Annotated in this window: 9 protein-coding genes and 2 pseudogenes; 3 read left to right on the top strand and 8 right to left on the bottom strand. The window is 64.1% G+C overall.

Annotated elements, in window-relative coordinates; all coding sequences use genetic code 11:
* Positions 1-113 precede the first annotated feature (113 nt).
* The 3 genes from EN932_RS20055 to rplS all read right to left on the bottom strand — a co-directional run bounded on the left by EN932_RS20055 (position 114) and on the right by rplS (position 1,740).
* Positions 114-623, bottom strand: coding sequence for a MarR family transcriptional regulator (locus tag EN932_RS20055; protein ID WP_013528863.1), 510 nt, complete (start codon positions 621-623; stop codon positions 114-116).
* Entirely contained in the window at positions 620-1,033 is a 414-nt protein-coding gene (locus EN932_RS20050; RefSeq protein ID WP_013528862.1) for an organic hydroperoxide resistance protein, read from the bottom strand. Before EN932_RS20050 ends, EN932_RS20055 begins: the two co-directional genes overlap by 4 nt.
* Before the next feature lie 155 nt (positions 1,034-1,188).
* On the bottom strand, positions 1,189-1,740 hold the full coding sequence (gene rplS / locus EN932_RS20045; RefSeq protein ID WP_013528861.1) for a 50S ribosomal protein L19: 552 nt from the start codon (positions 1,738-1,740) through the stop codon (positions 1,189-1,191).
* Between the two features lie 329 nt (positions 1,741-2,069).
* Between rplS and EN932_RS20035 the strand changes: the two genes are divergently transcribed.
* Complete coding sequence (locus EN932_RS20035; RefSeq protein WP_127368053.1) at positions 2,070-2,822, top strand: sulfite exporter TauE/SafE family protein; 753 nt, start codon at positions 2,070-2,072, stop codon at positions 2,820-2,822.
* On the opposite strand, the gene trmD is transcribed toward EN932_RS20035, so the two are convergent.
* Positions 2,804-3,505 (bottom strand): tRNA (guanosine(37)-N1)-methyltransferase TrmD, encoded by a 702-nt coding sequence (gene trmD / locus EN932_RS20030; protein ID WP_127384986.1) that lies wholly within the window; start codon positions 3,503-3,505, stop codon positions 2,804-2,806. The two genes, EN932_RS20035 and trmD, sit on opposite strands and share 19 nt — an antisense overlap.
* Positions 3,506-3,664: 159 nt before the next feature.
* Positions 3,665-4,075, bottom strand: a pseudogene (rimM, locus tag EN932_RS20025) (ribosome maturation factor RimM); the annotation flags it as partial.
* A 124-nt stretch (positions 4,076-4,199) separates the two neighbouring features.
* Here rimM and EN932_RS20020 point away from each other — a divergent pair.
* Both EN932_RS20020 and EN932_RS20015 read left to right on the top strand, forming a co-directional pair.
* Positions 4,200-5,138, top strand: coding sequence for a tyrosine recombinase XerC (locus EN932_RS20020; protein ID WP_128369005.1), 939 nt, complete (start codon positions 4,200-4,202; stop codon positions 5,136-5,138).
* A gap of 230 nt (positions 5,139-5,368) precedes the next feature.
* On the top strand, positions 5,369-6,439 hold the full coding sequence (locus EN932_RS20015) for a TraB/GumN family protein (RefSeq protein ID WP_127369657.1): 1,071 nt from the start codon (positions 5,369-5,371) through the stop codon (positions 6,437-6,439).
* A gap of 10 nt (positions 6,440-6,449) precedes the next feature.
* Here EN932_RS20015 and EN932_RS20010 read toward each other — a convergent pair whose 3' ends face one another.
* From EN932_RS20010 to EN932_RS19995, 3 genes and pseudogenes are all read right to left on the bottom strand, one after another.
* Positions 6,450-6,929, bottom strand: coding sequence for a DUF2867 domain-containing protein (locus tag EN932_RS20010; RefSeq protein ID WP_164753487.1), 480 nt, complete (start codon positions 6,927-6,929; stop codon positions 6,450-6,452).
* A gap of 853 nt (positions 6,930-7,782) precedes the next feature.
* A pseudogene (gene lpdA / locus EN932_RS20000) lies at positions 7,783-9,198 on the bottom strand (dihydrolipoyl dehydrogenase); the annotation flags it as partial.
* A 76-nt stretch (positions 9,199-9,274) separates the two neighbouring features.
* A partial coding sequence (locus tag EN932_RS19995; protein WP_128369004.1) for an SDR family oxidoreductase occupies positions 9,275-9,794 on the bottom strand: 520 nt, incomplete at its 5' end.

Below are 9,794 nucleotides of genomic sequence, written 5' to 3'. Positions count from 1 at the left end.
TTTAGCTTTCCGCAAGCGTCATGCAAGACGGTCCGCTGCGTCAGCGCGCGCTAAAAAGGGATTCCGATGCCTTCATTTCCGGGATTCAGGAATGAACGGTGTCGCGGCAGCGATCAGCTCCGCTTCACGATGCCGGCATCCGCCTTGCGCAAGCCGGAGACGAACCGCGTCAGCGTGCGGTGCAGGGATTTCAACTCGTCGGCATCCAGCGGCAGGTTGCAAAGCATCGCCGCCGGCACGCTTTTGGCCTGCTCACGCAACGCTTGTCCCTTCGCTGTCGGCTCGACCAGAACCCGGCGCTCGTCGGCGGGGTCGCGCCGGCGTGTGACCAGGCCACCGGCCTCCAGCCGCTTGAGCAGCGGCGTCAGCGTCGCCGAATCCAGCCCGAGCGCTTCGCCAAGCTCGCCGACCGTGCTTGGAGCCCGTTCCCAGAGCGCCAACATGGCCAGATATTGCGGATAGGTCAGGCCGAGCGGATCGAGCAGCGGGCGGTAGAGCTTCGTCATCAGCCCGCTTGCCGAATAGAGCGCGAAGCAGAGCTGTTGGTCGAGCCGCGGAACGTGAAACGTCCCGGTGGCCTCCGCCGGGACGTCCCTGGTGCTCTTTGTCGTCTTTTCCGTCATGCCGCCTTTACCGAAAGCGCTACGTCGACATTGCCCCTGATGGCGTTGGAATAGGGGCAGATCTTGTGCGCCTCCGATACAAGCGCTTCCGCCGCCGCCTGATCAAGGCCTTTCGTTTCCGCCGCGAGCGCGACGCCGAGCTTAAAGCCTTCGCCATCGGGAAGCAGGCTGACGGTGGAGGTTACCCCGGCATCCGTCAGCGACAGCTTCTGTTTGCGCGCGACAAAGCGGATGGCGCTTTCGAAGCAGGCGGCATAGCCGATAGCGAACAGTTGCTCGGGATTGGTGGCGCCCCCCGGCCCGCCGAGTTCCTTGGGCATTGCCAGATCGACCTTGAGCAGACCGTCGCTGGTCTCGCCATGGCCGGCGCGGCCGCCGGTGACGTGAGCCTGTGTGGTGTAGAGTGCCATATCAAATCTCCAATTACTTGTGCACGATTATTTAGTGCACAAGGTAATGCGCCGTCAACAGCCGGATCCTGTGTCTGGCGCTGAAAGCGTTCACAGTCTGGTGAAACGAAAAAAGGCGGCCGAAGCCGCCTTTTTGAATGGGATTTCCGAAAACCTTATTCGGCAGGGGTCGCTTCTGCGGCGGCCTTGGCTGCTGCTTCGGCCTCGGCGGCGGCCTTCTTCTCGGCGGCGTCCTGGGCGGCCTTCTCGACGGCCAGGGCCTCGGCTGCTGCCACCTTCTCGGCTTCGATGCGGGCCTTCTCGGCGTTCAGCGCATCGCGCTCCTCATCGTTCAGCTTGCGGGCGCGCACGCCGGTGTTTTCCGAAATACGGGCCGATTTGCCGCGACGATCGCGCAGGTAGTAGAGCTTGGCGCGACGCACCTTGCCGCGGCGAACGATCTCGACGCCTTCAACCATCGGCGAGTAGACCGGGAACACGCGCTCGACGCCTTCGCCGTAGGAAATCTTGCGAACCGTGAAGTTCTCCTGGAAGCCGGCGCCGGCGCGGGCGATGACGACGCCCTCATAGGCCTGGACGCGGGTGCGGGTGCCTTCGGTCACGCGGACCTGGACGCGCACGGTGTCGCCGGGCTGGAATTCGGGAAGCTTGCGCTTGGCTTCGATCTTGGCGGCCTGTTCGGCCTCGAGCTGACGGAGAATATCCATCTCAAAAGTCCACTTCTTGTTCTTCCGACAGTCAGAGCGTCCGACACTCGCCTTGCAGTTCCATTGACCGCTTGGCTATGCCTTTTGTCTCCAAGACATTTGTCTTTGAAACATCAGGCAGGGGCGACTACACCGTCATTGTTGACGGGTCCGGCAGATTCTTTCTGGCCGGTACGGGCGGGCACATACAGCTATTTCGCCGCTTTGTCACGCCTTGGGCGCGCATTTTCTGCTCGCATGGCACCATCGTAATCCTGCCGTGCCGGGTTGCGCCGGTCGTTCAGGCTTTCTAAAGCCTGAAATAACACAGTTTTGAGCGGCCGCAATTCATGTCTGTCTTCGATGCCATCCTGCTGTTTCTAGCGGGCTTTCTGTCAGGCGCCGCCAATGCGGTCGCCGGTGGCGGCACCTTCATCACCTTCGGCGCCATGACGTTGGTCGGCCTGCCGCCGATTGTTGCCAACGCCACCTCCTCGGTGACGCAATTTCCAGGCTACATCACCTCGACCCTCGCCTACTCGGCCGATATCAGGCACTTCTGGCGCGGCGCGCTGCTGCTGTGCCTGATCTCGGCCGTGGGTGCACTGGCCGGCGCTCTGATCCTTTTGGCGCTCGACAATCCCTCGTTTCGCGCTCTGGTGCCGTGGCTGCTGCTAGCCGCGACGGCCCTGTTCGCCGCCGGCCCCTGGCTGAAACCAGTGCCAAAGCCCGGCCATGAAGCGGCGGTGGGCTCGCTGGCCGGCTCGCTCGCACAATTTCTCACCGCCATCTATGGCGGCTTCTTCGGCGCCGGCATGGGCGTGATGATGCTGGCGACGCTCGGCCTCACCCAGGCCGGCGACTATCACCGGCTGAACGCGTTGAAGAACATGCTGGCCATGGTCATCGCCGCTGTCGCGATCGTCGTCTTCGTCTCGGGCGGCGTCGTCGCCTGGCCGCAGGCGATCATCATGATCCCGGGCGGCGCGCTCGGCGGCTATGCCGGCGTCTGGATCGCCAAGCGGGTGCCGCAAAACGCGGTGCGCGGCTTCGTCGTCGCCGTCGGCCTGTTTTTGGCCTTCTATTATTTTGTCAAGGGCTGAGCAGCGGCAAGCAGGTCCGGACGCCTCTCGGCTGTCAGTCTTTCTGACTCCGCCCGCCGCCAGGCGGCGATCTTCTTGTGATTGCCGGAAATCAGGACCTCGGGAATGTCACGGCCTTCGAACTCCTGCGGCCGCGTATAGTGCGGATGTTCGAGCAGGCCGTTTTCAAAACTCTCTTCCTCGCCCGACATCGCGTTGCCCATGACCCCGGGCAGCAGCCGCACCACCGCGTCGAGCAGCACAAGCGCGGCCGGCTCACCACCCGAGAGAATGAAATCGCCGATCGAGACTTCCTCCAAATCCCGCGCGTCGATCACCCGCTGGTCGACGCCTTCGAAGCGGCCGCACAGGATGACGGCGCCCGGCCCAGCGGCCAGCTCGCGCACACGCGCCTGGGTCAGCGGCTTGCCGCGCGGGCTCATCAGCAGCCGGGGCCGCGCATCGCCTTCCGGCGAAGCATGGTCGATGGCTTTCGCCAGCACGTCGGCGCGCATCACCATGCCGGCGCCGCCGCCGGCGGGCGTGTCGTCGACGGTGCGGTGGCGGTCGGTGGCGAAGTCGCGGATCTGGATCGTCTCCAGCGACCACGTCCCGGCCTCGAGCGCCCGGCCGGCCAACGACAGGCCGAGCGCGCCGGGAAACATCTCGGGGTAAAGCGTCAGCACCGAAGCGGAAAAACTCACCGGTTGCCCCCGGCATCGCTCGGTCCGCGCGGCCTGCCCTTCGGAATCGAAGTCTTCCTCACGCGGACCACCGCCATCCTCGTCATCGACCAGCCCGGCTGCCGCCGGATCGACACGAACAAAACCCTCGGCGATCGACACTTGCGGTACGGCAGCCTGTGTGAACGGGATCAGCACGCCCTTGCGCCCGCCCAGCGTCACGTCGAGAATGTCGCCGCCGCCGAAATTGTGCACCGCGACCACCTTGCCAAGCACGGCACCCGTGTCGTCGCGGACTTCGAGGCCAACGAGGTCGGCATGGTAGAATTCGTCTTCCTCGCCATCGTCCGGCAGCATCGAACGGTCGACGAACAGCTCCGTGCCGGCCAGCGCCTCGGCCGCATTGCGGTCGGCAATGCCCTTGAAACGGACCACGACGACGGTGTTGGCGGGCCTGATGTCGACGATCTGGAAGGCGCGCCCGTCCCTGGCGTAGAGCGGCCCGTAATCGGCCAGCGCCAGCGGCTCGCCGGTGAAGGTCTTCACCCGCAATTCGCCCTTGATGCCATGGGCGGCGCCGATCACGGCCATCTGGACAGGATTCTGGAGCTTGCTCATGGCGAAATATCCTTTGGCCTGCTCTAGCCCCACGCGGCTGTCATTTCAATGACGGGCTATTCACCGCTTCCTAACCCGAATATCCGAAAATGCCGCCATGCAGGAATTCCTCATCCCGGCCAAACCCGATCTCCAGGCGGCGCGCGAAAGCTGGCTGAAGATGCTGGCGCGAGAACGTCGGCTGTCGCCCGAGACGGTGGAAGCCTATGAGCGCGACACGCGTCAGTTCCTGCATTTCCTCACCGGCCATTGCGGCGGCTCGCCCGGCATTTCGGACATCGCCGATCTGCGCCCGGCGGATTTGCGCGGCTTCCTTGCGGCGCGGCGCAATGCCGGTGCCGGCGCCCGCACGCTGGGCCGGGGTCTCGCCGGCATCCGCTCGCTGCTGCGTTTCCTCGAGCGGCGCGGCCTCGCCAATGCGGCCGGTGCGGCGGCACTGCGCGCGCCGCGCCAGCCCAAATCGCTGCCCAAGCCGCTGACGGCGAGCGATGCCAAGCATATCGTTTCCATCGAAGGCCAACTGGCGGAGGAACCCTGGATCGCAGCCCGCAACGCCGCCGTGCTGACGCTGCTCTACGGCTCTGGCCTGCGCATTTCCGAGGCGCTCGGCCTGACCGGCGCCGATCTGGCGTCGGCGGCCGACACGGTGCTGCGCGTTGCCGGCAAGGGCGGCAAGACGCGCCTGGTGCCGGTGCTGCCGGTGGCGCTCAGGGCAATCGCCGAATATCGCCGGCTCTGCCCCTACCATCTCGACCCCAAGGGCCTGCTGTTCCGCGGCGCCCGCGGCGGCCCGCTCAACCCAGCCATCGTCCAGCGCGACATGGCCAAGCTGCGCTCTGCGCTCAACCTGCCCGATACCGCGACGCCGCATGCGCTGCGCCATTCCTTCGCCACGCATCTGCTCGGCCGCGGCGGTGATTTGCGCACCATCCAGGAACTGCTCGGCCACGCCAGCCTGTCGACGACGCAAATCTACACCGGCGTCGACACCGCGAGGCTGCTCGAGATTTATGAGAAGGCGCATCCCAGGGCGTGAACGCCGGTAACGTTCACCATTTGGCCGAAAGCCTCCCCAACGTCGTCGTCCCTGGGCGAAGCAGGAGCGAAGCTCCGTCGCGGAGACCCTGGGATGACGAAGAAATGGGCGTTTCCGCTAATCGTTGAAGCATGAGCCCCATCGACGTCAGTTGAGGGCGATAGCCAGTCCAAGACAATTTCTCAGCACAGGTTAACCGTTTTGCCGCTTTTCAGTCCTAGAAGAGGCTCATGAAACGCGTCATAGCCATCGCCGACCGTGCTGCTTCCGTGTCGCTGAAGCTGCTCGTCGCGCTCAATGTTCTGTTCTTCCTGTCGTTCCTCGCCGTGCTGCTGTTCGCGGCCGGCAAGGCGCATGCCGAAGTCCCGACCTGCACCGGTGCCGACATGCTGTCGGCCCTGCAGAAGAACGATCCGGCGACCTACCGCAAGATCGAAGCGGAAGCCGCCGCGACGCCGAACGGCAAGGGCCTGTTGTGGAAGCTGGAAAAGCCCGGCGAGAAGCCGTCCTTCCTGTTCGGCACCATGCATATGACCGACCCGCGCGTCACCACGCTGCCTCCCGAAGCGCAGAAAGCCTATGACGCCGCCGGCACCATCGTCATCGAAACCACCGACGTGCTCGACAAGCAGAAGATGATGGTAGCGATGCTCAAGGAGCCGGACCTGATGATGTTCACGGATTCGACGACGCTGGCGTCGCTACTGTCGCCCGACGATGCGGCGGCCATGAACACCGCGCTCGACGCACGCGGCATTCCGCCGGCAACGGTTGCCAAGATGAAGCCGTGGATGCTCTCGGCCATGATGGCACTGCCGGCCTGCGAGCTGGCCCGTCAGTCAGGCGGCGCCCCGGTGCTCGATGTCAGGCTGGCGGAAGGCGCGAAGGCTTCCGGCAAGCCGGTGGAAGGATTGGAGACGGCTGAAGGCCAACTGCGCGCCATGGCCTCGCTGCCGCTGGCGTTTCACATGAAGGGCCTCGTCGACACGCTGAAGCTCGGCGACAAGGTCAACGACATCAACGAAACCATGATCGTGCTCTACCAGCGTGGCGACACCGGCATGTTCTGGCCGCTGTTTCGTGCGGCCATGCCGGACCAACAGGACGACCCCGCGGGCTATGCGGCGTTCGAGGAAACCATGATCACCAGCCGCAACAAGGTGATGGTCGAGCATGCCGAACCGATCCTTGCCAAAGGCAATGTCTTCATGGCGGTCGGCGCCCTCCACCTCCCCGGCCCCGAAGGCCTGGTCGAGGGTTTCCGCAAGGCCGGTTACACCGTCACGCCTGTCGGACTTTAGTGACTTCAGCTTACTTCGCCAGGATCTGGGCCAGCATCGCCGGAACGACCATCCGGTGAAACGGCATGATGATCGCGAGATAGGCGCGCCCGAGCCAATTGTGCGTCTTGACGATCGTCGTCGCGGCCACCTCTTGCCGGCCGCTGCCAAGATCCCTGACTTCGACCAGGACACGGAAATCGAGATGCCGGTCGTCGAGGCCAAGCACAACCTTGCCGGGAAACTGGCTGATGAGCGGAAATATCCCGATCCGGCCCGACGGCAACACCGCAGTTTCCAGGCCCGTCTTCAGCCGGAACGGCCTGACGGCAAGATTGCGCAGCGCCATGAGCCTGCCGACCCAGGGCGGCGTTCGCCCCAGAGCGCGTTCGGCCGCGCCGAGTGCGGTTAAGGAAAGGCCTTCAGTGACCAGCACATAGCGGTCTGCGAACTGGGCTCTGGCAAGAGCATCGCAGTGATTCGGGACAAGCTGAGCTGACGAATTCGTCACGGCAAAACCCTCTGATTCGACCTTAACAGACGCAAACTTGGCGCGCTGCGTGGCGAAACGACGCCACTCCGGCTGCGGAAGGGCAGGATTGTCCTTGTTTTTGGCGTTTTCCAACCCTAGCGTGAAACCAGTTCAATGATTGCGCGTTGTATGGTGTTGATTGATATTTTTCATCCACGGAGGACACTTTTATGGCGAACACACCGAATCCAAACGACCCGTTCAATTCGTCCACCAACGCACCAAGGCCAAGTGGCGGCGGCGGTGGTAGCGGTTGGCTGATTGCCCTGGTCGTCGTTATTCTGGCGGTTGTCGCGTATTATGTTTTCGGAAGAAGTGGTGAGCACCCGGCACCCGCCGAGCCGCCGGCGGCCAGCACACCGGCCCCAGCGCCTGCACCGGCGGAACCGATGAAGCCGGCTGAACCTGCGCCCGCGCCTGCTCCGGCACCTGCAGAACCGGCGCCTGCCCCGGCACCCGCGCCCGCACCGGCTCCTGCGCCGGCACCAGCCCCTGCGCCGGCACCTGCACCGGCCCAGTGATTGGCTCGATATCAGTTACGAACGGCCCGCTGAAAAGCGGGCCGTTTTGTTTTGTAGGGGCCGCCAGAAAGGCCTTTCCAGAAACTCGCTCCGGTGAGTCAGCTGGTGTGGTTTTCGAGAACCGGAGCGCAGCGGACATTTGGGTCCGTGAGCAGCGCATGACCCCGAAGATCAGTCCGATTTTCGGAGAGGATCATGCGCCAATCAAAAAGGGTCACAGCATCCTTTAAGCGTCCAGGAGGACGTGCGGCGCTGTGAAAGCGGAGAAAACCTCGCCAGATGGCCGCCGGAGTAGAGTTTATGAAAGGGCTTTAGATGTGGATCGGCTTGAAGAACGTCGCCAGCGCCGCCTCCTTGATCGCCTCCGACATCGTCGGATGCGCATGGCAGGTGCGGGCGAGATCCTCCGACGAACCGCCGAACTCCATCAGCACCGCCGCCTCGTGGATCATCTCGCCGGCGCCGAAGCCGACGATATGCACGCCGAGCACGCGGTCGCTTTGCCTGTCGGCGAGGATCTTCACAAAACCGTCCGTGTGCAGCATGGCGCGCGCCCGGCCATTGGCGCTGAACGGGAACTTTCCGATCTTGTAGTCGATGCCGGCCTTCTTCAATTCTTCCTCGGTCTTGCCAACCGAGGCGATTTCCGGGCTGGTGTAGACGACGCTCGGAATGACGTCATAGTTCACGTGGCCGGCCTGGCCGGCAATGGTTTCCGCTACCGCCACGCCCTCGTCCTCGGCCTTGTGCGCCAGCATCGGCCCGGCGATGACATCGCCGATGGCATAGATGCCCGGGATATTGGTCTTGAGATGGCCATCGGTCTTGACCCGGCCGCGCTCGTCGACCTCGACGCCGGCTTCCCCGAGCCCGAGGCTGTCGGCATAGGCGCGGCGGCCGGTGGCGATCAGCACGGCATCGGCCTCGATGGTCTCGGCGGCGCCGCCCTTGACCGGCTCGAAGGTGACGGTCGCACCCTTCTTGGCCTTGGCCACGCCGGTGACCTTGGCGCCGAGCTTGAACTCGAAGCCCTGTTTGCCCAGCAACCGCTGGAATTGCTTGGAGACCTCGCCGTCCATGCCGCCCAGGATGGTGTCGAGGAATTCGACCACGGTGACCTTGGCGCCGAGCCGCGCCCACACCGAGCCGAGCTCGAGCCCGATGACACCGCCGCCGACCACCACCAGATGGCCGGGAACCTTATCCAGCGACAGCGCGCCGGTCGACGACACGATCACCTTCTCGTCGATGTCGACCTTGACGCCGGGAATGCCGGCGACATCCGAGCCGGTGGCGATGACGATGTTCTTGGTCTCGATCTCCTCGACCTTGCCGTCCTCGGAGGTGACCGACACCTTGCCGGCGGCGAGCACCTTGCCGGTGCCGCGGAAACTGTCGATCTTGTTCTTCTTGAACAGGAAGGCGACGCCGTTGACGTTCGACGACACCGTCGCATCCTTGTGCGCCATCATCTTCTTCAGGTTCAATTTCGGCGCCGATATCTCGACGCCGAGCGTGTCGAAGGAGTGGCCGGCCTCGGCGAACATCTCGGAGGCATGGAGCAGCGCCTTGGACGGGATGCAGCCGATGTTCAGGCAGGTGCCGCCGAAGGTCGCGTTCTTCTCGACCACCGCAACCCTGAGCCCGAGTTGCGCCGCCTTGATGGCGCAGACATAGCCGCCGGGTCCCGATCCGATGATAACGACGTCATAAGCCATGATACTGTCCTTCTGTTTTGAGCATGATGCCGAAAAGTGTGACGCGGTTTTCGGATAACATCATGCTCGATCTGCTTGAGAGCGCTCAGCGGCCGCCGCTTACATTCAGGATCGCGCCCGTCGTATAGGACGCGGCGTCGGAGAGAAGATAGAGAACCGCGCCCGCGACTTCATCCACTGTACCGGCTCTTTTCATCGGCAGCAGATCGCGGAACCGCTCCACCCGGTCCGGCTGCCCGCCGGAGGCGTGGATGTCCGTGTCGATGATGCCCGGCCGCACCGCATTGACGCGGATGCCTTCTAGCGCCACCTCACGGGCGAGCCCGACGGTGAAGGTGTCGATGGCGCCCTTGGAGGCGGCATAATCGACATATTCGCCCGGCGAGCCCAATGTCGCCGCGGCCGACGAGATGTTGACGATGGATCCCCCCGACCCGCCATGACGGGTCGACATGCGCTTCACCGCCTCGCGGGCGCAGAGGAACGAGCCGACGACATTGATGCGCATCATGCGCTCCAGCCGCGAAACATCCATCTCGTCGACGCGCGCCTTGACGTCGACGATGCCGGCATTGTTGACGAAGGCATCGAGCCGTCCATAGGCG

The organism is Mesorhizobium sp. M7A.F.Ca.US.002.01.1.1, from assembly GCF_004022955.1.
Taxonomy (GTDB): domain Bacteria; phylum Pseudomonadota; class Alphaproteobacteria; order Rhizobiales; family Rhizobiaceae; genus Mesorhizobium; species Mesorhizobium ciceri.
Note: the sequence above shows the minus strand (reverse complement) of the source record. Positions and strands in the feature narration are given on the sequence as shown.

Coding starts and splice junctions, on each gene's coding strand:
- EN932_RS20035 (WP_127368053.1), top strand. CDS start 2,070: ATGTCTGTCTTCGATGCCATCCTGCTGTTTCTAGCGGGCTTTCTGTCA.
- EN932_RS20020 (WP_128369005.1), top strand. CDS start 4,200: ATGCAGGAATTCCTCATCCCGGCCAAACCCGATCTCCAGGCGGCGCGC.
- EN932_RS20055 (WP_013528863.1), bottom strand. CDS start 623: ATGACGGAAAAGACGACAAAGAGCACCAGGGACGTCCCGGCGGAGGCC.
- EN932_RS20050 (WP_013528862.1), bottom strand. CDS start 1,033: ATGGCACTCTACACCACACAGGCTCACGTCACCGGCGGCCGCGCCGGC.
- EN932_RS20015 (WP_127369657.1), top strand. CDS start 5,369: ATGAAACGCGTCATAGCCATCGCCGACCGTGCTGCTTCCGTGTCGCTG.
- rplS (WP_013528861.1), bottom strand. CDS start 1,740: ATGGATATTCTCCGTCAGCTCGAGGCCGAACAGGCCGCCAAGATCGAA.